At 66.0% G+C, this 23,360-nt stretch carries 21 protein-coding genes and 2 rRNA genes; 18 read left to right on the plus strand and 5 right to left on the minus strand.

Features of this window, described 5'->3' with window-relative positions; genetic code table 11:
- The first annotated feature begins 4 nt into the window (after nt 1-4).
- Nucleotides 5-119: ribosomal RNA gene (gene rrf, locus CR156_RS21535) — 5S ribosomal RNA — on the plus strand.
- Between the two features lie 133 nt (nt 120-252).
- A 5S ribosomal RNA gene (gene rrf, locus CR156_RS21540) occupies nt 253-367 on the plus strand.
- Nucleotides 368-599: 232 nt separating this feature from the next.
- Here rrf (CR156_RS21540) and CR156_RS21545 read toward each other — a convergent pair.
- Nucleotides 600-2,315, minus strand: coding sequence for a M28 family metallopeptidase (locus tag CR156_RS21545; protein ID WP_100554528.1), 1,716 nt, complete (start codon nt 2,313-2,315; stop codon nt 600-602).
- Between the two features lie 77 nt (nt 2,316-2,392).
- A complete protein-coding gene (locus tag CR156_RS21550) occupies nt 2,393-3,055 on the minus strand; it encodes a DUF4097 family beta strand repeat-containing protein (protein WP_100554529.1) in 663 nt (220 codons plus the stop codon).
- 169 nt (nt 3,056-3,224) lie between these two features.
- Between CR156_RS21550 and CR156_RS21555 the strand changes: the two genes are divergently transcribed.
- Nucleotides 3,225-4,457 carry a murein hydrolase activator EnvC family protein gene (locus tag CR156_RS21555; protein WP_223880324.1) on the plus strand — a complete coding sequence of 411 codons (1,233 nt, stop codon included), beginning with the start codon at nt 3,225-3,227 and terminating at the stop codon, nt 4,455-4,457.
- A gap of 107 nt (nt 4,458-4,564) precedes the next feature.
- A complete protein-coding gene (locus CR156_RS21560) occupies nt 4,565-6,046 on the plus strand; it encodes a S41 family peptidase (protein WP_100554531.1) in 1,482 nt (493 codons plus the stop codon).
- Nucleotides 6,047-6,132: 86 nt separating this feature from the next.
- Here the strand turns inward: CR156_RS21560 and CR156_RS21565 are convergent, their stop codons facing one another.
- Nucleotides 6,133-6,825, minus strand: a complete 693-nt coding sequence (locus CR156_RS21565; RefSeq protein ID WP_025878304.1) for a rhomboid family intramembrane serine protease — start codon at nt 6,823-6,825, stop codon at nt 6,133-6,135.
- 225 nt (nt 6,826-7,050) lie between these two features.
- Between CR156_RS21565 and CR156_RS21570 the strand changes: the two genes are divergently transcribed.
- From CR156_RS21570 to CR156_RS21580, 3 genes are all read left to right on the plus strand, one after another.
- Nucleotides 7,051-8,478, plus strand: coding sequence for an outer membrane protein transport protein (locus CR156_RS21570; protein WP_089238203.1), 1,428 nt, complete (start codon nt 7,051-7,053; stop codon nt 8,476-8,478).
- Between the two features lie 166 nt (nt 8,479-8,644).
- Entirely contained in the window at nt 8,645-9,244 is a 600-nt protein-coding gene (gene pnuC, locus CR156_RS21575; protein WP_100554532.1) for a nicotinamide riboside transporter PnuC, read from the plus strand.
- The gene (locus CR156_RS21580) at nt 9,231-10,298 is read left to right on the plus strand and encodes an AAA family ATPase (RefSeq protein ID WP_100554533.1); all 1,068 of its coding nucleotides are present in this window, start codon (nt 9,231-9,233) and stop codon (nt 10,296-10,298) included. The genes pnuC and CR156_RS21580 overlap by 14 nt, the downstream gene beginning before the upstream one ends.
- An 89-nt stretch (nt 10,299-10,387) precedes the next feature.
- Here CR156_RS21580 and putA read toward each other — a convergent pair whose 3' ends face one another.
- Nucleotides 10,388-13,606 carry a bifunctional proline dehydrogenase/L-glutamate gamma-semialdehyde dehydrogenase PutA gene (gene putA, locus CR156_RS21585; protein WP_100554534.1) on the minus strand — a complete coding sequence of 1,073 codons (3,219 nt, stop codon included), beginning with the start codon at nt 13,604-13,606 and terminating at the stop codon, nt 10,388-10,390.
- Between the two features lie 273 nt (nt 13,607-13,879).
- On the opposite strand from putA, the gene CR156_RS21590 reads away from it, so the two are divergent.
- The 6 genes from CR156_RS21590 (at nt 13,880) to CR156_RS21615 (ending at nt 18,706) form a co-directional block, all read left to right on the plus strand.
- A complete protein-coding gene (locus tag CR156_RS21590) occupies nt 13,880-14,356 on the plus strand; it encodes a DUF2244 domain-containing protein (RefSeq protein WP_100554535.1) in 477 nt (158 codons plus the stop codon).
- An 11-nt stretch (nt 14,357-14,367) separates the two neighbouring features.
- Nucleotides 14,368-15,324: a cytochrome c oxidase subunit II gene (gene coxB / locus CR156_RS21595; protein ID WP_100554536.1), complete on the plus strand. Its 957-nt coding sequence runs from the start codon at nt 14,368-14,370 to the stop codon at nt 15,322-15,324.
- 61 nt (nt 15,325-15,385) lie between these two features.
- Nucleotides 15,386-16,993 carry a cytochrome c oxidase subunit I gene (gene ctaD, locus CR156_RS21600; protein WP_025878294.1) on the plus strand — a complete coding sequence of 536 codons (1,608 nt, stop codon included), beginning with the start codon at nt 15,386-15,388 and terminating at the stop codon, nt 16,991-16,993.
- An 8-nt stretch (nt 16,994-17,001) separates the two neighbouring features.
- Nucleotides 17,002-17,229, plus strand: coding sequence for a hypothetical protein (locus tag CR156_RS21605; protein ID WP_100554537.1), 228 nt, complete (start codon nt 17,002-17,004; stop codon nt 17,227-17,229).
- On the plus strand, nt 17,226-17,816 hold the full coding sequence (locus tag CR156_RS21610; protein WP_100461555.1) for a cytochrome c oxidase assembly protein: 591 nt from the start codon (nt 17,226-17,228) through the stop codon (nt 17,814-17,816). The genes CR156_RS21605 and CR156_RS21610 overlap by 4 nt, the downstream gene beginning before the upstream one ends.
- 14 nt (nt 17,817-17,830) lie before the next feature.
- Complete coding sequence (locus CR156_RS21615) at nt 17,831-18,706, plus strand: cytochrome c oxidase subunit 3 (RefSeq protein WP_049468562.1); 876 nt, start codon at nt 17,831-17,833, stop codon at nt 18,704-18,706.
- A gap of 53 nt (nt 18,707-18,759) precedes the next feature.
- On the opposite strand, the gene CR156_RS21620 is transcribed toward CR156_RS21615, so the two are convergent.
- Complete coding sequence (locus tag CR156_RS21620; protein WP_089238223.1) at nt 18,760-18,978, minus strand: twin transmembrane helix small protein; 219 nt, start codon at nt 18,976-18,978, stop codon at nt 18,760-18,762.
- A gap of 57 nt (nt 18,979-19,035) precedes the next feature.
- Between CR156_RS21620 and CR156_RS21625 the strand changes: the two genes are divergently transcribed.
- The 5 genes from CR156_RS21625 (at nt 19,036) to CR156_RS21645 (ending at nt 23,347) form a co-directional block, all read left to right on the plus strand.
- Nucleotides 19,036-19,752: an SURF1 family protein gene (locus tag CR156_RS21625; protein ID WP_100554538.1), complete on the plus strand. Its 717-nt coding sequence runs from the start codon at nt 19,036-19,038 to the stop codon at nt 19,750-19,752.
- A 50-nt stretch (nt 19,753-19,802) separates the two neighbouring features.
- Nucleotides 19,803-20,372, plus strand: a complete 570-nt coding sequence (locus CR156_RS21630) for a hypothetical protein (protein ID WP_100554539.1) — start codon at nt 19,803-19,805, stop codon at nt 20,370-20,372.
- Nucleotides 20,373-20,382: 10 nt separating this feature from the next.
- Complete coding sequence (locus CR156_RS21635; protein WP_100554540.1) at nt 20,383-21,546, plus strand: COX15/CtaA family protein; 1,164 nt, start codon at nt 20,383-20,385, stop codon at nt 21,544-21,546.
- Between the two features lie 4 nt (nt 21,547-21,550).
- On the plus strand, nt 21,551-22,444 hold the full coding sequence (cyoE, locus tag CR156_RS21640; RefSeq protein ID WP_089238231.1) for a heme o synthase: 894 nt from the start codon (nt 21,551-21,553) through the stop codon (nt 22,442-22,444).
- Between the two features lie 96 nt (nt 22,445-22,540).
- Nucleotides 22,541-23,347 (plus strand): TraB/GumN family protein, encoded by an 807-nt coding sequence (locus CR156_RS21645; RefSeq protein WP_100554541.1) that lies wholly within the window; start codon nt 22,541-22,543, stop codon nt 23,345-23,347.
- Nucleotides 23,348-23,360: the final 13 nt, after the last annotated feature.

Consider the following 23,360-nt stretch of genomic DNA (forward strand, 5'->3'; position numbering starts at 1 on the left):
CCTCCCTGGTGAAATTAGCGCTATGGAACCACCCGATCCCATCCCGAACTCGGAAGTGAAACGTAGCTGCGCCGATGGTAGTGTGGCCTAAGCCATGCGAGAGTAGGTCATCGCCAGGGTTTATACCTAAAAACCCCGCTGCTCATGCAGCGGGGTTTTTCTCTATTAAGTGAAGGCTCTGCTTTTTTGAGTTCCTTCCGCCCCAAGGGCAAGTACGCGAGCTGGCGCTGCAAGCGCTGCTGCAACCGTCTCCCTGGTGAAATTAGCGCTATGGAACCACCCGATCCCATCCCGAACTCGGAAGTGAAACGTAGCTGCGCCGATGGTAGTGTGGCCTAAGCCATGCGAGAGTAGGTCATCGCCAGGGTTTACATCCAAAACCCCGCTGCTCACGCAGCGGGGTTTTTCTTTGCCCGTCGTAAACCACGGTAGTGCCGGCCGCTGACCGGCAACCACGTGCAGCTGCGTCAAGTTCATGGGGTTGCCGGCCAGCGGCCGGCACTACCGGTGCCCAGCATCACGCAGATGGCCGGCAGCCGCGCATGAAAAAGCGGCGCCCAAGGGGCGCCGCTTTTTGTACAGCTCAACGGCAGGCGGACTTACTTCGCCGCAGCGGCCGGTGCCTTGCCCTTCATCATCGTGTCGCGGGCGGCCTTGAACGGATTGCCTTCGTACCAGTTCGGCCAACGATCGCCGCCGGCCAGTTCCTTGCCGACGCCGTACATCAGCTGCAGGTCCTCGACCGTGCCATCCAGCTTCCAGGTCGCCGCGTCATACTCGTCCTTCGGGCCGTGGTAGCGGTTGGAACCGTAATCGGCGGCCGCCTTGCGGCCCGCCTCGACGCCACCGTCGCGCAGGTCCTCGCCGCCGTCGGCATACAGCGCCGGCACACCCGCCTTGGCGAAGTTGAAGTGATCCGAACGGAAATAGAAGCCACTCTGCACCGAGGTCTCGCCGTGCAGGGTGCGATCCTGGGCTGCAGCCAGCGGCTTGAGGATGTCTTCCAGCTCCGAACTGCCGAAGCCGGTCACCGTCACGTCCTTGGCACGACCGGCCACCGACATCGCATCGATGTTGATGACACCGGCGATCTTGTCCAGCGGGAAGGTCGGGTGGGCGACGTAGTACTTCGAACCCAGCAGACCGGACTCTTCCAGAGTCACCGCCAGGAACACCACCGAACGCTCCGGCTTCGGTTCCTGATGGGTCATGGCTTCGGCCACCTCAAGGATGCCGGCCACGCCAGTGGCGTTGTCGACGGCACCGTTGTAGATGTTGTCGCCCTGCTCGCCCTCGTGCTTGCCGAGGTGGTCCCAGTGCGCCATGTACAGTACGGCCTCATCGGCGCGCTTGCTGCCCGGCAGCACGCCCACCACGTTGCGCGACTGCTTCTGCGCAACCTTGCTCTTCAGGTCCACCGACGCGGTCGCCTTCAGCGGCACCGGCTTGAAGCCACGCTTGCTGGCATCCTTGTAGGCCTGGTCCAGATCCAGTCCGGCGCCGGCAAACAACGCCTTGGCCGCGTCGGCGCTCAACCAGCCCTGCACCGGCAGGCGCGGTTCGGCGTCGTCCTTGGCCGGCAGGTCGTACTGCGGGCCCGCCCATGAGTTCTTCACCACGTCCCAGCCGTAGGAAGCGCCCGCGGTGTCATGCACGATCAGTGCGGCGGCGGCACCCTTGCGCGCGGCTTCCTCGAACTTGTAGGTCCAGCGGCCGTAGTAGGTCATGCGCTTGCCGTCGAACAGCTTTTCGTCATCGACATGGAAGCCCGGGTCGTTGACGAACATCACCACCGTCTTGCCCTTCCAGTCCTGGCCGGCGTAATCGTTCCACTTCTGCTCCGGTGCATCCACGCCGTAGCCGACGAAGACGAGGTCACTGGCATCGACCTTCACTTCTGTCTGGCCGGTACGGGTGCCCACCACCATGTCGGTGCCGAACTTCAGTTCGGTGGTTTTGCCGCCCTGGTTGAGCGTGAGCACGGTCGATTCATCAGCCGTGGTCTCGGTCATCGGCACGTCCTGGAACCAGCTGTCGCCGTTTCCGGGCTGCAGGCCGATGCGCTGCATCTGGTCGCGGATGTAGTTGACCGTCAGTTCTTCACCCTTGCTGCCCGGCGAGCGACCTTCGAACTCGTCAGAGGCGAGGGTCTTCACCATCTCGGCAAAGTCGGCGGCGTTGATCGCGGCTGAGAACGTGTGCGGGGCCGGCTTGGCGGTGCTGTCGGCGCTGGGCGCCGGCGCGGGGGTGTCTTCGCCTTTGCAGGCGCTGAGCGCGGCCGCAGCGGCCAGGCACAGGAGGAGTTTGCGGGGCATCATCGGTTCCTGGAAACACAAGGGACGGCCGCGCAGCAGGCGCGACCGGTATCTGGAGTATCGCCCAAGCTGCAGGCTCAGTCGGCCGGGGCGGTATCGGTATCGAAGGGGATCGGATCGGCGCCGGTGACCGCGCCGATGCGTGCACTGCGGTGGACATACAGCACCACTTCGCGCTCGAACAGCAGGCTGCCGCTGACCACCGCATTGGGGCCGATGATGACCCGCGGCTTGCGACTGGCCGTCAGCGAGACACTGAAGTTCGGCTTGCGCACATGCACACCGCCGCCGACCTGCGAGCCGATGCCGATGGTGATGTCGCCGTTGACGGTCTCCACGTCCTTGCGCACGCGGCTGCCGACCAGGCCGATGCCACCGTTGACGGTTTCCACGCCGCCCTCGATCTGGCTGCCCTGGTCGCTGAAGATGCTGCCATTGACCGTGCTGACATCGCCATGGGCCGTCACTTCGCGGCCCATGCGGATGCCGCCGTTGACGGTCTCGATGCTGCCGGTGCGGGCACGATCGGCGACCTTGACGCCGCCGTTGACGGTGTCGATGCTGCCGGTTTCCACGCCTTCGCCGACACGGATGCCACCATTGACGGTGTCCAGCTTGCCGTAGCGCTGGCCCGGATCCGCGCTGATGCTGCCGTTGACCTTGCTGACATCCGCCTGGGCCCAGGCCGGGCCAGTGGCCAGCGCAATGCCCAACAGCAGCGGAATGGAGAGAGCTTTCATGGGAACCTCGTTGTTGTGCGGCTGGCAGGCCGCGTGCGGAGATGTCACCATTCCCCGCACGTCTCCGCATCTGCCTGAAGTCACTGGAAAGCCCTTGCGCAACAACGCCTTCCCCTCACGCCGGCATCACATCGCCACCCTGCGCGGTGGACGTTGCCTGTTGCTGGGAATGGCGCTTGCCCTGGCGCTGCCATTGCCGGGCGCTGCGCAGACCGCTTCCACCCGCGAGGCCGAGCGCAAGCTGCAGAAGCTGCGCAGCGAGTTGAAGGGCGTGGCGCAGGAGCGCCGGCAGATCGAGGGCCAGCGCGGACAGGCGTCGCAGCAGTTGCGCGAGGCCGATGAAAAAGTCGCGCGCAGTGGCCGCACGTTGGCCCAGACCGAGGCGGCACTGCGTGAGCAGGCCCAGGCGCTGGCCCAGGCCGAGCAGCGGCGCAATGCATTGCAGTCCAACCTGGAAAAACAGAATCGCGAACTGGCCGGCCTGTTGCGCGCCGCCTACCAGCTTGGCAACCACGCCCCGCTGAAGCTGCTGCTTTCGCAGGACACGGTGGCCGATGCCAACCGTGCGCTGGCCTATCACCGCTACCTGCAGCGCGAGCGTGCGCAGCGCATCACCACGCTGACGGCCGATCTGAAGGAGCTGGAGACACTGCAGACGCAGATCGCCCAACGCCAGCAGCACCTGCAGGGTACCCAGCGGGAGCAGAAGCAGCAGGTCGCCACGCTCGCGTCGGACCGTCGCGAACGCGCGCAGACCGTGGCTTCGCTGGAAGAACGCTTCAAGGACAAGCGCGAGAAGGAACAGGCACTGGGCCAGGACGCCAAGGCGCTGGAAACCCTGTTGGCCAACCTGCGCGCTGCCGCGGCCCGTGCCGAAGCCGAGCGCCGTGCCGCCGCCCGCAAGGCTGCCGCCGAGAAAGCCGCCGCCGAGCGCGCGGCCCGACAGGCGGCCGCAGCTGGCCGCCCGCCGCCGCCACCGACCAAGGTTCCCCCGGCGGTTGCCTCGGCGCCAGCGCCGAAGGTCGGTGGCCTGGGTTGGCCACTGTCGGGCAATCTGCTGGCCCGCTATGGCGGCAAGCTGCCGGACGGCCGCACCAGCAGCGGCGTGTTGATCGGCGCACCTGCCGGAAGCACCGTCACCGCTGTGGCCGATGGCACCGTGGTGTTCTCCGATTGGATGACCGGCTACGGCATGATCCTGATCGTCGACCATGGCAATGGCTACATGAGCCTGTACGCCCACAACGACACCCTGCTGAAGGATGCCGGCGCGCGGGTCAGCCGTGGCGACGCGGTGGCCAAGGTCGGCAACTCCGGTGGCCAGGGCGTGACGGCGCTGTACTTCGAGCTGCGCCGTGGTGGGCAACCGGTCAATCCGGACAGCTGGCTGCAGCGGCGCTGAATTCCGGCTGGCCGCACGAGGCCGGATTCAACGGGAATTTAGCCACGCTTCGCGCATAATCGGTGCATGTGCCTTGGGCACGATGCCATCGTCGACAGGAGTGATCCATGCGCGCAGCCCGTACCGCCACCCTCTTGCTGGCTCTGTTGCCGGCCCTGTCCTGGGCCCAGCAGACCGCCCCCATCCCGTTGAAGGAAACTCCCGGGAAGGCGGCGAGCAGCGAGGAGGCGGTGACCTCGAAGGTGCCGCTGGACGATATCCGCCGCTTCGTGGCCGTCTACAACGCGGTGCGCGCAGCCTATGTCGATCCGGTCGATGACAACAAGCTGATGCAGTCGGCCGTGCGCGGGCTGCTGCTCGACCTCGATCCGCACAGCACCTACTTCAACAAGGAAGATGCAGAGGCGTTCGACGAGCAGGCCAACGGTGCTTACGAAGGCATCGGCGTCGAGCTGCAGCAGCAGCCGGACAACGCCAGCATGAAGGTGATCTCGCCGATCGACGACACCCCGGCGGCCAAGGCCGGCATCCTCGCCGGCGACCTGATCATCGCCATCGATGGCAAGCCGATCAGTGCGATCGATGCCAGCGAACCGCTGCGTGGTCCGGCCGGCAGCAAGGTGGTGCTGACCATCGTCCGCGACGGCAAGCCCAAGCCGTTCGACGTCAGCCTGACCCGGCAGACGATCCGCGTGACCAGCGTGCGCAGCCGCCTGCTGGAGCCGGGCTACGGCTACATCCGCCTGAGCACGTTCCAGGCCGATACCGGCTCTGATTTCCAGAAGCACCTGCAGCAGCTGCAGAAGCAGTCCGGCGGCAACCTCAAGGGTCTGGTGCTGGATCTGCGCAGCAATCCGGGTGGTCTGCTGACCGCTGCCGTACAGGTAGCCGATGACCTGCTCGACAAGGGCAACATCGTCAGCACCCGTGGCCGCATCAGCATCAGTGATGCACGCTTCGACGCCACTCCGGGCGACCTGCTGAAGGGTGCGCCGGTGGTGGTGCTGGTGGATGCCGGTTCGGCCAGTGCATCGGAAGTGCTGGCCGGTGCGTTGCGCGACAACAAGCGCGCGCGCGTGATCGGCAGCCGCACCTTCGGCAAGGGCTCGGTGCAGACCGTGCTGCCGCTGGACAACGGCGATTCGGTGAAGCTGACCACGGCTCGCTACTACACGCCCAGCGGCAAATCGATCCAGGCCACCGGCATCGTGCCGGAAGTGGAACTGAAGGCCGCCCCGCGTCCGGAAGATGAGGCGCTGCCGGCCAGCCTGAGTGATTACAGTGAAGCGACTCTGCCGGGCCACCTGCGCGGTGACGAGGAAGGCACCGAGGGCTACCACGCAGGCGCCGTGCTGCCGGGCGATGGTCCGATCAACGATGCGCTGGCCGAACTGAAGAACCCGGGTTCGGTGGCGGCACGCTTGAAGGCAGAAGCCGCGAAGGCTGAAGCGGACAAGGCAGCGAAGGCCGCCGCCAAGCCGGCGCCGAAGGCGGAGCCCAAGGCTGAAGCAAAACCTGAAGCAAAGCCTGAGGCAAAGCCTGAGGCAAAGCCTGAAGCAAAGCCCGCAGAGATCCCGGCCAAGCCTTGATTCTGTAGATTCGAGCCATGCTCGACTGATGTCCGAACGCCGCCCGAGCACGTCTCGGGCGTTTCGCAGAACGCGGCTAGCGGACGCTAGAACCCGTGCCGCTTGCGCAGGCGCCGTGCGATCGCCGCGCGCACGTACATGCCGTACACCACGCCGAACACGAAGCCGCCGATGTGCGCCCACCAGGCGACCATGCCGAAGGTCGGGCCGATGTAGGCGAACACCACCTGCAGCGCGGCCCACACGCCGATCAGCAGATAGGCCGGGGCGCGCACGAATTCCAGGAACAGCCCCAGCGGAATCACCACGCCCAGGCGCGCGCCGGGGAACAGCGCCAGATAGGCGCCGATCAATGCCGACACCGCGCCACTGGCGCCGATGATGATCTGGTCCGGGCTGCCCATGGTGTAGATGGCAACCAGGTTCGAGATCGCCCCGCCCACCAGGAACAGCAGCAGCAACCGCCACGGACCCAGCACCCGCTCGGCCGGCAGGCCGAAGATCAGCAGGAACACCAGGTTGCCCAGCAGGTGCGACCAGTCGGCGTGCAGGAACAGGGCAGTGAACAGGCGCAGCACGCTGCCGTCCTGCAGGGTCGCCCACCAGTCCAGCGGGTGGGTCAGGCCGGTGGACAGGGCGCCCCAGTCCAGCCACAGGCTTCCGCGGGCGTCGTCCGGGCGCGAGATCGACCACAGGAATGCCAGCCACAGTGCCGCAAACAGCACGGGTGTAGCCCAGCGCAGGGTCGCCTTCTTGCGCGAGGGGAGGGAGACGAACATGGCGTAAGCCTAGCGCGAGGGCGCTTTTGGCGGGGAAAGTCCTGTTCAGCTTTTGCGGCGAAAAAAGCGCCGCCGCTGTTATTGTTTCATTAACGGCTCTGGGTAATACTCGCATACGGCGTCGTATGTCGGGAGGGGAATCCGGCGCGCTTCGAAGGGCCATCCGGCCTGACGGGCGCAGGCGCACTCAGAGCACCATCACCGCTTACCGGAGAGAGAACTACGATGCAAACTGCTTCCACCATTGCCCGCCTGACCCTGCTGGCCGTCGGCGTTGCCGGTGCGCTGGCCGCCGCCGACGCCAACGCCGCCGCTTTCCAGCTGAAGGAAAACAGCGCCAAGGGCCTGGGCCGCGCGTTCGCCGGCTCGACCTCCGCCGAGGGCGATGCCTCGGTGGTCGCCACCAACCCGGCTTCGATGCGTCTGCTGGAAGGCACCCAGATCCAGGGTGACGTCAGCGCCATCAGCTTCGGCGCCAAGTTCCGCGGCGAAGGCCGCTACGCCAACGGCGCTCCGATTTCCGGCGGCAACGGCGGCGACGCCGGCATGATCGCTCCGGTTCCGGCCGCGTACTTCCACGTGCCGTTCGGCGAGAAGGACAACATGCACTTCGGCGTGTCGCTGACCGTGCCGTTCGGCTTCAAGACCGAATACGACCGTGACTGGGTCGGCCGCTACAACGGCGTCAAGACCGAACTGCAGGCCATCGACCTGGGTGCGGCCTTCTCGTATGACGTCAACCCGTACCTGTCGTTCGGTGCGTCGGTGTTCGCCGAGCGCCTGAATGTCGACCTGACCAGCGCCGTCGATACCGGTACCGCCATCAACGCCAGCGCCCAGCAGCGCGCCGCCGCCGCTGCACTGGCGGCCGGCCGCACCCCAGCCCAGGCCCAGGCTGCCGCACAGGCGGCTGCACGCCAGGCTGCACAGCTCGGCTTCTCGCCGGGTACCGCTGATGGCTACCTGCGCATCAAGGGTGACGAAGTCTCCATCGGCTACACCCTGGGCATGACCGTCAGCCCGGTGGAAGGCACCAACATCGCCTTCAGCTACCGCTCGGAAGTCGAACACAAGATCACCGACGGCAAGGCCGACTTCACCATCCCGCAGAACGCCGCCGCCTTCCTGGCCAGCGCCGCACCGGGTACCTTCATCGACAGCAACGGCCGGGCGACCATCACCCTGCCGGCCAGCGCCACCGTCAGCTTCACGCACCGCGTGAACGACCAGTGGAAGATCATGGCCGACGTGTCGCGCACCGCATGGAGCAAGTTCGACGAAGTGCGCGTCGACTATGACTCCAACCAGCCGGACAGCGTGCTGCCATTCCACTACCGCGACACCACCTTCGCTTCGATCGGTACCGAGTACCGTCTGAACGAGCAGCTGACCCTGCGTGGCGGTCTGGCGTACGACCAGACCCCAACCACCGACGCCCACCGTGACGTCCGCGTGCCGGATACCACCCGCAAGTGGCTGTCGCTGGGCCTGACCTGGGCGCCGTCGGAGAAGATGGAATACAGCGTGGGCTACACCCACCTGTTCACCAAGGATCCGAACGTCAACTCGACCTCGGCAACGGCCAACACCGTTACCGGCAAGTACAAGGTCACCGGCGACGTGCTGGCTGCTTCGATGCAGTACAAGTTCTGATTCGGGCAATCGCCTGAAGCAGTACGAAGGAGGCCCCGCGCAAGCGGGGCTTCTTTTTTGCCGGGGATCTGCATCCACGCATGGCGTGGATCTACTGGTCAGACGACGATGGCGTGGATCTACTGGGCCGACGACGCATGGCGTGGATCTACGCGACAATGGCGCGATGAACCTGTCCGACCCGAACTTCCAGCTGGAGCTGGCCGCCAACATCGCCGTTGCCGGTTCGATCCTGCTGGCCGGTCGCAACAACGTGCATACGTGGTGGCTGGGCATCGTTGGATGTGCGCTGTTCGCCGCCGTGTTCGAGCGCTCGCACCTGTACGCGGACATGGTGCTGCAGTTCTTCTTCGTGGTCATCAGCGTGTTCGGCTGGTGGCAATGGCTGCGTGGCGACCATGGCGCGCCGTTGCCGATCACCCGCTTGCCTGCACGCGCGTGGAGCTGGCTGCTGCCGTTGGCGGTGCTGGCAACCTTCGGTTACGGCTGGATGCTGACCCGCCTGACCAATGCCTATGCGCCGTACATCGATTCGGCGGTGCTGGTGCTGAGCGTGATCGCGCAGATCCTGATGATGCGGCGCAAGCTGGAATCATGGTGGGTATGGCTGCTGGTCAACACCATCGCGGTGCCGCTGTACTACAGCCGTGGATTGCACCTGACCTCGATCCTGTACATCGGCTTCTGGATCAACGCACTGGTGGCGCTGCGTCACTGGCGGCACCTGATGCGGGATGACGCCAGGGCGGCCGATGTTGTTGCCTGAGCACGCTGCGCGGGGCCTGGTGGTCGGCAAGTTCTGCCCACTGCACCTCGGCCACGAGCACCTGATCGAATTCGCCTTTACCCGCTGCACGCAACTGCTGGTGATCGGCTGGTCGCAACCGGGCTTTGCCGGCTACAGCGCAGAGCGCCGCGAACGCTGGCTGCGCGAGCGCTTTCCGCAGGCCACCATCGCGGTACTCGATGATGCGCGTCTGGCGGCGATGTGCGAGCAGCAGGGGGTACCGATACGCCAGCTGCCGCAGGACACGGACGACGAGCAGGTGCAGCGCGCGTTTACCGCTTGGCTGTGCATGACGCTGTTCGGTGGACCGGTGCAGGCGGTGTTTACCGGCGAGGACTATGGCGACGGCTTCGCGCAGGCGCTGGCTGCGCACTTCGGCGCGCCGGTACGCCATGAGCGGCTGGAGCGCACCCTGGATGTCGGGCAGGCCTGCGGTACGCAGTTGCGCGCCGATCCGCATGCGCATCGCCATGGCCTCGCAGCAGAGGTGTATGCGGGGTATGTGCAGCGGGTGGCGTTCATCGGCGGTGAGTCCACTGGCAAGAGCACGCTGGCGCGGGTGCTGGCCGAACGCCTGGGCACGGCATGGGTACCGGAGTTCGGACGTACGTTGTGGGAGCAGCAGGGCGGCGAGCTGCAGGCGCCGGATCTGCTGCGCATCGCAGTGACCCAGCCGCAGCACGAGGACCAGGTCGCGCAGCACGCGCATCGTTGGTTGTTCTGCGATACCACGCCATTGGTGACGCTGGGCTACAGTGGCTGGATGTTCGGCACAGCGCCCGAACCGCTGCAGCGGGCCGCAGCGCGTGCGTACGACCTGCTGTTCCTGTGTGCGCCGGATATCCCGTTCGAGCAGGATGGGACACGGGCGGGGCAGGAATTCCGCATGCAGCAGCACGCGTGGTATCTGCAGCAGTTGCAGGCGCGTGGGATGGCCCATGTGCTGCTGGAAGGCGATCTGGAAACGCGGATTGCGCGGGTGCAGGTGGAGCTGGCAGAGCGTGCGGACAACCGGTTCAGCGTGGCGGCGTGATCGTCGCCGGGCATGGCCCGGCGCTACCGGCAATGCACAAAAAAACCCCGCTTTCGCGGGGTTTTTCGTTTACTGCATGACGCCTGGGATCAGTCGCCCAGGGTCAGCAGCGAGGCGTTGCCGCCGGCGGCGGTGGTGTTCACCGTCACCGTCTTCTCGGTGGCGAAGCGCAGCAGGTAGTGCGGGCCGCCAGCCTTCGGGCCGGTGCCGGACAGGCCCTGGCCGCCGAACGGCTGCACGCCGACCACCGCACCGATCTGGTTGCGGTTGACGTAGACGTTGCCGACGTGGACGCCATTGCTGATGCGGTCGACGGTTTCGTCGATGCGCGAATGCACGCCCAGGGTGAGGCCGTAGCCGGTGGCGTTGATCTGATCGATCACGGCATCGAGCTGGTCGCCCTTCCAGCGGATCACGTGCAGCACCGGCCCGAAGATCTCCTTCTGCAGCTGGCCCAGGTCCTTCAGCTCATACGCGCGCGGCGCGAAGAAGGTGCCGTTGGCCGTTTCGGCGGACAGTTCGGCAGCCGCGATCAGGCGCGCCTCGCGATCCATGCGCACGGCGTGGTCCTGCAGGATCTGCAGTGCGTCGGCATCGATCACCGGGCCGACGTCGGTGGACAGCAGGCCGGGGTTGCCGACCTTCAGTTCCTTCATTGCGCCGGCGAGCATGGTCATCACCTTGTCGGCGATGTCGTCCTGCACGAACAGCACGCGTGCGGCCGAGCAGCGCTGGCCGGCGGAGGTGAAGGCCGAACCGATTGCGTCCTTGACCAGCTGTTCCGGCAGCGCCGAGGAGTCGGCGATGAAGGCGTTCTGGCCGCCGGTCTCGGCGATCAGCACACCGATGGCCGCATCGCGTGCAGCCATCGCGCGGTTGATCGCACGGGCGGTGTCGGTGGAGCCGGTGAAGGCCACGCCAGCCACGCGCGGGTCGGCGGTCAGCGCGGCACCGACGGTGGCACCGTCGCCCGGCAGGAACTGCACCACCTCGGCCGGCACGCCGGCATCGTGCAGCAGCTTCACCGCGTAGTAGCCGATCAGGTTGGTCTGCTCGGCCGGCTTGGCGATCACGCTGTTGCCGGCGGCCAGTGCCGCAGCCACCTGGCCCAGGAAGATGGCCAGCGGGAAGTTCCACGGGCTGATGCAGACGAACACGCCGCGGCCGTGCAGCTGCAGTTCGTTGGATTCACCGGTCGGGCTGGGCAGCTTCTCGGCGTGGCTGAACTGCTCGCGCGCCTGCTTGGCGTAGTAGCGCAGGAAGTCCACCGCTTCGCGCACTTCGGCGATGCCGTCGGGCAGGCTCTTGCCGGCTTCCTTCACGCACAGCGCCATGAACTCGGGCATGCGCGCTTCCAGCTGGTCGGCGGCGTGCTCGAGGATGGCGGCGCGGCTGGCGGCCGGGGTGCGGTTCCAGCTCGGCTGCGCGGCCACGGCGTTGGCCAGCGCCTTCTGCACGGTGGCGGCATCGGCGGCCTGCCACTGGCCGACCACTTCACGGGTGTCGGCCGGGTTGGTCACCGGCAGCGATGCGCCGGTCGGGTTCGCGCCCGGCACCAGCGGTGCGGCCTGCCAGGGCTTCACTGCAGCGTTGAGCTGCTCGGCCAGGGCGCGCAGTTCGTTGTCGTTGGCGAGGTTGGCGCCCATGGAGTTCTTCCTGTCGTGGTTCTGGCTGCGCAGCAGGTCAACCGGCAGCGGGATCTTGGGATGCGGAATCGATTCGAACGAGGACACCATCTCGACCGGATCACGGACCAGGTCGGCGATCGGCACGCGCTCGTCGGTGATGCGGTTGACGAAGCTCGAGTTGGCGCCGTTTTCCAGCAGGCGGCGCACCAGGTACGGCAGCAGGTCTTCATGCGAGCCCACCGGCGCATACACGCGGCACGGCAGGCCGAGGCGGTCGGCCGGCACCACTTCGGCGTACAGGTCGTCGCCCATGCCGTGCAGCTTCTGGTGCTCGTACACGCCGCCGTTGGCGATGCTGCGCACCGCGGCGATGGTGTGCGCGTTGTGCGTGGCGAACATCGGGTAGATCGCGTCGGCATGGGTAAACAGGCGCTTGGCACACGCGAGGTAGGAAACGTCGGTGTTCTGCTTGCGGGTGAACACCGGGTAGCCGGCATAGCCTTCGATCTGCGCGCGCTTGATCTCGGCGTCCCAGTAGGCCCCCTTGACCAGGCGTACCTGCAGGCGACGACCGGCGCGGCGCGCCATGTCGGCCAGATGGTCGATCGTGTACGGGGTGCGCTTCTGGTAGGCCTGCACGACCACGCCGAAGCCATCCCAGCCGGCCAGCGAGGCATCGCCGAACACCTGCTCGATGATGTCCAGCGACAGTTCCAGGCGATCGGACTCTTCGGCGTCGACGGTGCAGCCGATGCCGTAGCTCTTGGCCAGCTGCGCCAGTTCCAGCACGCCCGGCACCAGGTCCTTCAACACGCGCGCGCGCTTGGCATGCTCGTAGCGCGGGTACAGCGCCGACAGCTTGATGGAGATGCCCGGTGCGTTGTTGACGTCGCCATCGGCACGGCCACCACGCGCCTTGTGGTCACCACCGATGGCGTGGATCGCACGACGGTAGTCTTCCAGGTAGCGCAGGGCATCCTTCATGGTCAGCGCGCCTTCGCCGAGCATGTCGAACGAGTAGCGGTAGCTGGCGCTGTCGCCCTTGTGCGAGCGTGCCAGCGCTTCGCTGATGGTGCGGCCCATGACGAACTGGTGGCCCATGATCTTCATCGCCTGGCGCACGGCCAGGCGGACCACCGGCTCGCCGACGCGGCCGACCAGACGCTTGAACGCGCTGGGCGCATCGGCGCGGGTGGCGTCGTTCATCTGCACCAGCTTGCCGGTCAGCATCAGGCCCCAGGTGGAGGCGTTGACCAACACCGAGTCGCTGCCGCCCAGGTGCTTTTCCCAGTCGGCATCGGCCAGCTTGTCGCGGATCAGCTTGTCGGCGGTCTCCTGGTCTGGAATGCGCAGCAGCGCTTCGGCCACGCACATCAGCAGCACGCCTTCCTCGCTGCCCAGGTCGTACTGGCGCATGAAGGCTTCGATCGCACCCTGGTCCTTGGCGCGCACACGCACGCGGGCGACCAGGTCGGCGGCCAGCGCCTGCACCTTGGCCTGCTCGTCGGCCGGCAGGCGTGCCTGCTCCAGCAGTTCGCGCACATGGCTGGCCTCGTCCTTCAGCCAGGCATCGGTGATGGCCTGGCGGAACGGGTTGGGGGACGCCGGCAGTTCCGGCGACAGCAGCGCCGAGGGACGCGGAGCGTCGCTGGCGGCAATGGGAGAGGAAGGTGCGTTCATGCCGGTCCGGCCAGTGGAAAACTTGGCGATTTTAATCATTTTTTCGACTTCAGGAAGGCCCGCGCAGCCACCTTCATGAATGCTGATAGCCCCTAGCGGTGGTGGATTCAGCGTGTTCAGCAAAGTCGGGTAGTTTTGTGCCGAATTCGTCATTCGTGCTGTTGGGGTCATGCTGTGTTGCAGCATCGGAAAAAGTGTGAATGCACCCTTGCTACCGGCGAGAGGGCAGGGCTACCATCAAGACGTTTCCCGCGGCAGGAACGCGGTTGCGACATGATCGAGGTGCTTACAGCTCCGGATGGGTCAGGTACGCAGCTGCGACTGCGTCCCCCACGGGCGCTCGATGCCCGGCAGTTCGTCCTGTTGTTTGCTGTGTTGTCGGGAGTGATGTGGCTGGTGTCCGCCTTCGGGTGGGTGGCCGGCAACGCATTCGCCCCCCTGTTCGCGCTGCTGTACAGCCTGTTGCTGGCAGCTGCGTTGCGCGCGTTGTGGCGCAGCGGTGAACGGCAGGAGGAGATCCGGGTAGTGCCGGCGTACGTGGAGGTCATCCCCGTGCCCGGTGGATTGCCGGTGTTCCGGGCTCATCCGCATTGGGTGCGCCTGCTCACCGACGACCAGAGGGTCCGGCTGGCATCCAGCGGCCGGCAGGTGGAGGTGGGGAGTTTTCTCGCGCCGGCCGAACGTCAAACGCTTGTTGAAACGCTTGAAGATTTGCTCGCCGCCAGCGATGGCGGCAACCGACGACGCTAAGGGTCTAGGCAATGAAGCAAAGCAGAGGGTGGGGCACGAAGTGCGTTGCAATGGCCGCCGCGATGGGGGCCCTGCTGTCGATGCCGGGGACGGCGCTGGCCCAGGCGGCCGATCCAAAGCCGTGGCAGTTGAACATGGGCAAGGGGGTGACCCAGACCTCGCGCCTGGCCTGGGAATCGAACAACCTCTCGTTGATCGTCTGTACGGTGATCGGCGTGATCGTGTTCGGCGCCATGGCCTACGCGATGTTCAAGTTCCGCAAGTCCAAGGGCGCGGTCGCCGCCACCTTCAGCCACAACACCAAGGCCGAGGTCATCTGGACGGTGATCCCGGTGATCATCCTGGTGGTGATGGCGTGGCCGGCCACGGCCAACCTGATCAAGATGTACGACACCCGCGATGCCGAGATGACGGTGAAGGTCACCGGCTACCAGTGGATGTGGAAGTACGAGTACCTGGGCGAGAACGTGACCTTCACCAGCCGCCTGGACCGTGAGTCCGACCGCATGCGGCAGAGTGGCAAGGTGCCGACCCGCGAGAGCCATCCGCACTACCTGCTGGATGTCGACAACCGGCTGGTACTGCCGGTGGACACCAAGGTGCGTTTCGTCATCACCTCCGACGATGTGATCCACGCCTGGTGGGTGCCGGCGCTGGGCTGGAAGCAGGACGCGATTCCCGGCTTCATCAACGAAGCCTGGACCAGCATCGAGCAGCCCGGTGTCTACCGCGGCCAGTGCGCGGAGCTGTGCGGCAAGGACCATGGCTTCATGCCGATCGTGGTCGAGGCGGTGTCCAAGGAAGAGTTCAAGCAGTGGCTGGCGCAGCGCAAACCGGCGCCTGTACCCGCGACGCCTGCCGCGCCCGCCGAACCCACCGCGCCTGCCAGTGAATCGCCGGCACAGCCGGCAGCACCGGCCGCCGCCGAGGCCGGCAACGCGCCTGCCGCGGCGGCCAGCGGAGCCTGATGTAACTGTCCGCGGCCGTGTCGCGGCCGCGGCGACAACCGATCCTGAGAGGTGTTTTGCAATGGCGCACTCGGCAGTTGGGCACGACGATCACCATCACCCGCAGAGCTTCTTCGAGCGTTGGTTCTTCTCGACCAACCACAAGGATATCGGCACGCTGTACCTGGGTTTCAGCTTCATCATGTTCGTCATCGGCGCGTTCATGAGCGTGCTGATCCGGCTGGAACTGGCCCAGCCCGGCATCCAGTACATCCGTCCGGAAATCTTCAACCAGCTGACCACCGTGCACGCGCTGGTGATGATCTTCGGCGGCGTGATGCCGGCCTTCGTCGGCCTGGCCAACTGGATGATCCCGCTGCAGATCGGTGCGCCGGACATGGCGCTGCCGCGCATGAACAACTGGTCGTTCTGGCTGTTGCCGGTGGCCTTCAGCCTGCTGCTGCTGACCTTCCTGCTACCCGGTGGTGCGCCGGCCGGTGGCTGGACCCTGTATCCGCCGCTGTCGCTGCAGGGCGGCTACAACGTCGCGTTCACCGTGTTCGCCATCCACGTGGCCGGCATCAGTTCGATCATGGGTGCGATCAACATCATCGCCACGGTACTGAACATGCGCGCGCCCGGTATCGACCTGCTGAAGATGCCGATCTTCTGCTGGGCCTGGCTGATCACTGCGTTCCTGCTGATCGCGGTGATGCCGGTGCTGGCTGGTGCGGTGACGATGCTGCTGACCGACAAGTTCTTCGGCACCAGCTTCTTCAATGCGGCCGGTGGTGGTGACCCGGTGATGTTCCAGCACATCTTCTGGTTCTTCGGTCATCCCGAGGTCTACATCATGATCCTGCCCGCCTTCGGCGTGGTCAGCGAGATCATCCCGACCTTCAGCCGCAAGCCGCTGTTCGGCTACCAGGCGATGGTCTACGCCACCGCGGCGATCGCGTTCCTGTCGTTCATCGTCTGGGCCCACCACATGTTCACCGTGGGCATGCCGCTGGGTGGCGAGATCTACTTCATGTTCGCCACCATGCTGATCTCGATCCCGACCGGGGTGAAGGTGTTCAACTGGGTCAGCACGATGTGGCGTGGTTCGCTCACCTTCGAAGCTCCCATGCTGTGGTCGGTGGCGTTCGTCATCCTGTTCACCATCGGCGGATTTTCCGGCCTGATGCTGGCGATCGTGGCCGCCGACTTCCAGTATCACGACACCTACTTCGTGGTTGCCCACTTCCACTACGTGCTGGTGACCGGCGCGGTGTTCGCGCTGATCGCGGCGGTGTACTACTGGTGGCCGAAGTGGACCGGGCGCATGTACAGCGAGAAGTGGGCCAAGGTGCACTTCTGGTGGTCGATCGTGTTCGTCAACCTGCTGTTCTTCCCGCAGCATTTCCTGGGTCTGGCCGGCATGCCGCGGCGCATCCCCGATTACTCGGTGGCGTTCGCCGACTGGAACCTGATCAGCTCGATCGGTGCGTTCGGCATGTTCGCCACGCCGTTCATGATGGCCGCGATCCTGCTGTCCTCGCTGCGCAATGGCGAGAAGGCCGAGGCGCGCTCCTGGGAAGGCGCGCGTGGCCTGGAGTGGACGCTGCCGTCGCCGGCACCGGCGCACACCTTCACCACGCCGCCGACCATCCGCCCGGGTGACCTGGCCCACGACGATATCGGTCATTGAGGTGGTGCATGCATAACGAGAGCCCGATCATTGCAGCCAGAGCCGAGCCGCGTTCGGCTGACAGCGTGTCGTCCGGTCAAGCGCAGCCGACCAGCGGTCGGCTCCATCAGAGCGACAGCCAGATCCACGGCATCGAGCAGCAGCGTCAGCGCGCCAAGCGCACCGCGCTGTGGGTGGGCGCGATCGCCGTGCTGGTCTACGTCGGCTTCATCCTCAGCGGCGTGATCGGTCGATGAGCGAAACGCCGGCCACCGCTCCGTCACGCAGCGCCGGCCTGCCGCGCCTGATCGGCGTTGCGGTGGTGGTGTTCCTGCTGACGTTCTCGCTGGTGCCGCTGTATCGCATCGCCTGCGAGAAGGTGTTCGGCGTGCGCCTGGAACGTGGTCCGGGCAGCGAAGCCAGTACCGGTGCCGCCAGTGGCAAGCGCACCGTGCGGGTGGAATTCGATGGTGGCGTCAATTCGCGGCTGCCGTGGTCGTTCCATCCCGAGCAGCTGACCATGGATGTGGTGCCTGGCGAGCTCAACGAGGCGCTGTATTTCGCCCGCAACGACAGCCAGCAGGCCGTAGTCGGCAGCGCGGTGCCTTCGGTGGCACCGGCACGCGCGTCGGGATTCTTCAGCAAGACCGAGTGCTTCTGCTTCACCGCGCAGACCCTGCAGGCCGGCGAGAAGCGCGACATGCCGGTGCGCTTCATCGTCGATCCGGACCTGCCGCCGGAAATCCGGACGATCACCTTGTCCTACACCTTCTACCGCAACGATGCGTTGTCCGATCGGCTGGCTCCGGCCGCCACGTCGGAAGGCGCCCACGCTGCTCCCTGACCCGGATACCGACCATGGCCCAGACACCTACCGACGCCAACGTGTACTTCGTCCCGGCCCAGAGCAAATGGCCGTTCGTCGGTTCCATCGCGATGATGGTGACCATGGTCGGCGTGGCCAGCTGGCTCAACGACGCCAGCTGGGGCCGCTGGACCTTCTACATCGGCGTGGCGATGCTGGTGCTGACCCTGTTCTGGTGGTTCAGCGACGTGGTGCGCGAGTCGCAGGCCGGCAACTACAACCGGCAGGTGGACGGTTCGTTCCGGATGGGGATGGTCTGGTTCATCTTCTCCGAAGTGATGTTCTTCGGTGCCTTCTTCGGTGCGCTGTTCTACACCCGCCACCTCGGCCTGTCGTGGTTGAGCGGCGAAGGGCGCGGGGTGATGACCAACGAGCTGCTGTGGCAGGGCTACTCGGCCGGCTGGCCGACCAATGGCCCGGCAGCGATCGGTGGCGCGTTCCAGACCATTCCGGCCTGGGGCCTGCCGCTGATCAATACGCTGATCCTGCTGACCTCGGGCGTGACCCTGACCATCGCCCATCATGCGTTGAAGGCGGGCAACCGCCGCCAGCTGCTGATCTGGCTGGGCCTGACGGTATTGCTCGGCCTCGGCTTCCTGACACTGCAGGCGGAGGAATACATCCACGCCTACAAGGAACTGAACCTGACGCTCGGCTCGGGCATCTACGGTTCCACCTTCTTCATGCTGACCGGCTTCCACGGCGCACACGTGCTGCTGGGCACGATCATGCTGATCGTGATGTGGCTGCGGTCGGCAAAGGGACACTTCACCCGCGACAACCATTTCGCTTTCGAAGCGGCTGCGTGGTACTGGCACTTCGTCGACGTGGTGTGGCTGATGCTGTTCCTGTTCGTCTACGTGCTTTGACCGCGCAGGCGTCGGCAGCCTCAGCCGCCGGCGCTGCCTGGCCTGACGTGGGGTCAGCTGCCGATGCCGTGCGGTTTGATCCATCCCATATAGATGCACACGATCACCAGTACGATCAACGCCACCGACACTCCGATGCGGCGGGTCAATGCATTGACCGTGCGCTTGGTCTGGCCGCGGTCCACCAGCAGGTAATACAGGCCGGCGCCCAGATTCCAGACGATGACGATCAGAAACGCGATTACCAGCAGGGTCTTCAGCGAATCACTCATGCGCGGCTCGAGGGCAGGGTGGATGTGCCTATCTGACCGCGTTTGCGCGGACTTGTCATGATGCGCCAGCACACGCGCCTGATCGGATGGCTGATGGCGCTGCTGGCAATGGCCGGATTCACCGCGCTCGGCCTGTGGCAGCTGCAGCGGATGCATGCCAAACAGGCGTTGCTGGACGCGCAGGCCCCGGCCGTGGCGCAGGCGATGCCGTTGGCACAGGCACTGGCGGCGCAGGGCGCGCTGCATGGCGTGGCCGATCACGGTCGCTTCCTGCCGGGCGTGGTGCTGCTGGACAACCAGACCCGCCACGGCCGCGCCGGAGTGAAGATCTATCGTCCGTTCCGCAGCGACGCGGGCAGCGTGTTGCTGGTGGACCTGGGCTGGCGCGCGCTGCCGCCCGACCGCATGTTGCCGGAGGTGGCGGCACCGCCGTCGCCGGTGGACGTACGTGGCCTGTTGGCACCGCCCCCTTCGGCCGGCTTGGCGCTGGGGCCGGCGTTCACCACCACCGATGTTGCAGGGCGCTGGCTGGCCAGTCGCCTTCCCGCCGATGGCCTGGCCGCCGCGCTGGGCCTGCCGTCGTTGCCCGAGCGCGTGCTGCGGCTGGATCCGGCGTTGCCGTTCGGCGATGAGCGCGATCTCGACCTGCTGCCGAACACGCTGCCGCCGCAGCGCCACCTGGGTTACGCCGTGCAGTGGTTCGGGCTGGCGCTGACCGTGCTGGTGGTGGCGTTGGTACTGGAATGGCGCAGGAGGCGGCCCGGTGCCCGGTAGTACCGGCCGCTGGCCGGCATCCCTTTCCCAACCATGAGAAAATGCCCCGCATGAACACTGCTACCTCCCCGCAGGCGCGCGGCAACGGCCGCCGGACCCTGGTGCTGCTGTTCGCCGTTTTCTTCGGGGCGATGGCGTTGGCCGCCATCCTGCGTTTCTCGGGTTGGCAGCCGACCGCGCATTGCAACAGTGGTCAATTGCTGAAGCCGCCTGTGGATCTGCGCCAGCAACCACCGACGCTGGCCAATGGCGCGGCCTACCCCTGGAACCCCGACGCGCGCACCTGGCGTCTGCTGGTGGCACCGGCCGGTGCCTGCGACGCGCAGTGCGTCACTTTGTCGCAGGGACTGGGCAAGGTGTGGCAGCTGTTCGGCCATAACGCCGATAATGTCGAAATCCTGTGGCTGGGAACGCCACCGGCGTCGATCGCCTCGCTGCCCGCGCTGCGGCCGCTGGCCCCGTCGCCAGCCCTGCGCGCGGCGCTGCCCGGCGTCGATGATCCGGCGGGTCTGCCGGTCTACGTGATCGATCCGAACGGCTTCGTGATCATGCGTCATGCCCCCGGGAGCGATCTCGGAGGCCTGCGCAAGGACATGGCCACGTTGCTGAAACTGAAGTGAGTCCCGTTTGATGAGCCTTTCCGCGCGTCCGGCGCTGCACCGCAATTTCCACCGCCTGGCGTGGTTCGCCATGATCATGACCGCGAGCACGATCATGTTCGGCGCCTTCGTGCGCCTGTCCGATGCCGGCCTGAGCTGCCCGGACTGGCCAACCTGCTATGGGCAGGCGACCTGGCCGCAGCACGTGGAAGAGACCATCGGGCATCCGGCGGCGGAGATCCGTCCGCTGGAAACGCACAAAGCCTGGCGTGAGCAGGTGCACCGCTTCCTGGCCGGCGCGCTCGGCATCGAGATCCTGACCCTGGCCCTGTTGGCCACGCGCAAGCGTCGTTTTGGAAGCACGGCGGTGGTTACCGCCTGCGTGCTGGTGGCCGCGGGCATACCGCTGTACATGATGGGCTGGCATGGAACCGCCAGCGTGCTGGCACTCATCGGCGAGGCCATCCTGCTGATCGCCGCACTGCGCTGGAGCAACATCGACCTGGCGCGCGCGGCGCTGCTGACGCTGGCGGTGGTGATCTTCCAGGCCCTGCTGGGCATGTGGACGGTGACCCTGCTGCTCAAGCCGATCGTGGTGATGGGCCACCTGCTGGGCGGCATGCTGATGTTCGGCCTGCTGGTGTGGATGGCGTGGCGTGCCACGCACATGCCGATCACCCTGGCCGAGGCGCCGAAGCTGAAGTGGCTGCTGCGCATCGGTGTGGCGGTGCTGGTCACCCAGATCGCGCTCGGCGGCTGGGTCAGTGCCAACTACGCGGCATTGGCGTGCGGCGGCGGCAGTGCCTCGCTGGACAACTTCCCGCGCTGCGCCAACCAGTGGTGGCCGCAGCACAACTTCGCCGAGGGCTTCACCCTGTGGCGTGGCATTGGCGTGGATTACGAAGGCGGCGTGCTCGACGGTGCCTCGCGCATCGCCATCCAGATGGCCCATCGCCTGTTCGCGATTGTCGTTGCCGTCTACATGCTGTGGCTGGGCCTGCGCCTGTTCCGGCTGCCGAGCATGCGTGGCTGGGCCTCGGCCCTGGTCGCGCTGCTGGTGCTGCAGGTCACCCTCGGCATCCTCAATGTGAAGCTTGCACTGCCGCTGGAAGTGGCAGTGGCGCACAACGGCGTTGCCGTTGCCCTGTTGTTTGTATTGGTCAGCCTGCTGGCCCGCCTGCGTGCCCCGGACTGATTCCATGTTTTCCAACTATCGCCAGTACTGGGACCTGACCAAACCCAAGGTCGTCGCCCTCATCGTCTTCACCGCCCTGGTCGGCATGGTCCTGGCCATTCCGGGTGTGCCCAGCTGGGAGCAGGTGCGCGCCGGCGTGCTCGGCTTCCTCGGTATCTGGCTTGCGGCGTCGGCAGCTGCAGCCATCAACCAGCTGCTGGATGCGCACATCGACGCGCAGATGGCGCGTACCTCGTGGCGACCGCTGGTGGTGGGCAAGGTCAAGCCATGGCAGGTGCTGGTGTTCGCCAGCGTGCTGATCGTGCTGTCGATGGCGATCCTGGTGCTGTGGGTGAACTGGATCACCGCGGTGCTGACCTTCGCTTCGCTGATCGGCTATGCGGTGATCTACACCGTCTACCTGAAACGAGCGACCTCGCAGAACATCGTCATCGGTGGTCTGGCCGGCGCGATGCCGCCAATGCTGGGGTGGGCGGCGGTGACCGGCATGCAGGGCTCGTCGGACTGGGCGTACTCGTCGCTGCTGGTGCTGATCATCTTCATCTGGACGCCGCCGCACTTCTGGGCACTGGCGATCTTCCGTCGCGAGGACTACGCCAAGGCGGAAATCCCGATGCTGCCGGTCACCCATGGTGTGGTGCACACGCGCAAGCAGATCATGGCGTACTCGGTGGTGCTGGCACTGGTCTGCCTGCTGCCGTACCTGGTCGGCATGAGCGGGGCGTTCTACCTGGGCGGTGCGATCGTGCTCAACGCCGTGTTCCTCTGGTACGCCTGGCGCATGCTCAACCCGCCGGATGAGCTGTTCTCGATGAAGATGTTCAGCTACTCCATCGTCTACCTGATGGCGCTGTTCGCCTTCCTGCTGGTGGATCACTGGATCCTGCCCTGGTTGTGATGGGCTGAGGCATCCACGCATGGCGTGGATCTACTTGAACTGCCGTTGCCGCATCGCCATTGCTGTTCCTGACCCCAAGGAAAGGAAGGAGCAGGGATGCATTCGATCTTCCGCTGGACCGCCACCCTGCTGCTGGCGCTGGGCATGGTGATGAGCGCGCGCGCCGACGACGCTGCCATGCAGATCCGCCAGCATGCCGGAGACCACCGCGTTCTGGTGCTGGGCGAATTCCATGGTACCCGCGAGATACCGCTGCTGGTGCGCCGACTGGTGGACGACTACAGCCGTAACGGCCCGGTCGTGCTGGCGTTGGAACTGCCGCGCGGTGAGAACACCACACTGCGTGACTATCTGGATTCCGATGGCGGGGCGATGGCACGCCAACACGTGCACGGCCGTGCGTTCTGGACCGTGCGCGATGATCAGCACGATGGCCGCCGCAGTCGCGACATGCTGGCGCTGATCGAAGGCCTGCGCGCGCTGAAGGCGCAGGGTCGCGCCATCGAGGTGGTCGGCTATGACGTCAACAACGGTGATGGCGGCAGCCAAGCGCGCGACGATCGCATGGCGGCGGAGCTGCGGCGCCTGTACCGGCGCCTGCCGGATGACGCACGCATGGTCGTCCTGACCGGCAATGTCCACGCCATGCTGCAGCGGCCGGCCGATGCGCCGCCGGAAATGCAGACGCAACCGATGGCGTCGGCGCTGCGCGATCTGGACATTTACAGCGTGCGGCTGGAAGCCCTGCGCGGCCATTTCTGGGGGTGCATGGACCGTTGCAAGGCGTTGGCTCTGCTCGAGCGACCTGCGCGTGCACCGGAGGTCGATACCGATGCCGGGCGGCAGTACGACCTGTGGGTGTGGATGCCGCAGCTGAGCGTCGGCACGTTGGTGGATCGGTGAATACACGCATGGC

It is taken from the genome of Stenotrophomonas lactitubi, from assembly GCF_002803515.1.
In the GTDB taxonomy this organism is placed as follows: Bacteria; Pseudomonadota; Gammaproteobacteria; order Xanthomonadales; family Xanthomonadaceae; genus Stenotrophomonas; species Stenotrophomonas lactitubi.

Excerpts from the sequence above, each read along its gene's own strand:
- CR156_RS21550 (WP_100554529.1), bottom strand. The coding sequence starts at position 3,055 with ATGAAAGCTCTCTCCATTCCGCTGCTGTTGGGCATTGCGCTGGCCACT.
- CR156_RS21625 (WP_100554538.1), top strand. The coding sequence starts at position 19,036 with ATGATGCGCCAGCACACGCGCCTGATCGGATGGCTGATGGCGCTGCTG.
- CR156_RS21610 (WP_100461555.1), top strand. The coding sequence starts at position 17,226 with ATGAGCGAAACGCCGGCCACCGCTCCGTCACGCAGCGCCGGCCTGCCG.
- CR156_RS21605 (WP_100554537.1), top strand. The coding sequence starts at position 17,002 with ATGCATAACGAGAGCCCGATCATTGCAGCCAGAGCCGAGCCGCGTTCG.
- ctaD (WP_025878294.1), top strand. The coding sequence starts at position 15,386 with ATGGCGCACTCGGCAGTTGGGCACGACGATCACCATCACCCGCAGAGC.
- CR156_RS21565 (WP_025878304.1), bottom strand. The coding sequence starts at position 6,825 with ATGTTCGTCTCCCTCCCCTCGCGCAAGAAGGCGACCCTGCGCTGGGCT.
- CR156_RS21580 (WP_100554533.1), top strand. The coding sequence starts at position 9,231 with ATGTTGTTGCCTGAGCACGCTGCGCGGGGCCTGGTGGTCGGCAAGTTC.
- pnuC (WP_100554532.1), top strand. The coding sequence starts at position 8,645 with ATGAACCTGTCCGACCCGAACTTCCAGCTGGAGCTGGCCGCCAACATC.
- CR156_RS21615 (WP_049468562.1), top strand. The coding sequence starts at position 17,831 with ATGGCCCAGACACCTACCGACGCCAACGTGTACTTCGTCCCGGCCCAG.
- CR156_RS21635 (WP_100554540.1), top strand. The coding sequence starts at position 20,383 with ATGAGCCTTTCCGCGCGTCCGGCGCTGCACCGCAATTTCCACCGCCTG.
- CR156_RS21630 (WP_100554539.1), top strand. The coding sequence starts at position 19,803 with ATGAACACTGCTACCTCCCCGCAGGCGCGCGGCAACGGCCGCCGGACC.
- putA (WP_100554534.1), bottom strand. The coding sequence starts at position 13,606 with ATGAACGCACCTTCCTCTCCCATTGCCGCCAGCGACGCTCCGCGTCCC.
- CR156_RS21560 (WP_100554531.1), top strand. The coding sequence starts at position 4,565 with ATGCGCGCAGCCCGTACCGCCACCCTCTTGCTGGCTCTGTTGCCGGCC.
- CR156_RS21645 (WP_100554541.1), top strand. The coding sequence starts at position 22,541 with ATGCATTCGATCTTCCGCTGGACCGCCACCCTGCTGCTGGCGCTGGGC.
- coxB (WP_100554536.1), top strand. The coding sequence starts at position 14,368 with ATGAAGCAAAGCAGAGGGTGGGGCACGAAGTGCGTTGCAATGGCCGCC.
- CR156_RS21590 (WP_100554535.1), top strand. The coding sequence starts at position 13,880 with ATGATCGAGGTGCTTACAGCTCCGGATGGGTCAGGTACGCAGCTGCGA.
- cyoE (WP_089238231.1), top strand. The coding sequence starts at position 21,551 with ATGTTTTCCAACTATCGCCAGTACTGGGACCTGACCAAACCCAAGGTC.
- CR156_RS21570 (WP_089238203.1), top strand. The coding sequence starts at position 7,051 with ATGCAAACTGCTTCCACCATTGCCCGCCTGACCCTGCTGGCCGTCGGC.
- CR156_RS21620 (WP_089238223.1), bottom strand. The coding sequence starts at position 18,978 with ATGAGTGATTCGCTGAAGACCCTGCTGGTAATCGCGTTTCTGATCGTC.
- CR156_RS21555 (WP_223880324.1), top strand. The coding sequence starts at position 3,225 with ATGGCGCTTGCCCTGGCGCTGCCATTGCCGGGCGCTGCGCAGACCGCT.
- CR156_RS21545 (WP_100554528.1), bottom strand. The coding sequence starts at position 2,315 with ATGCCCCGCAAACTCCTCCTGTGCCTGGCCGCTGCGGCCGCGCTCAGC.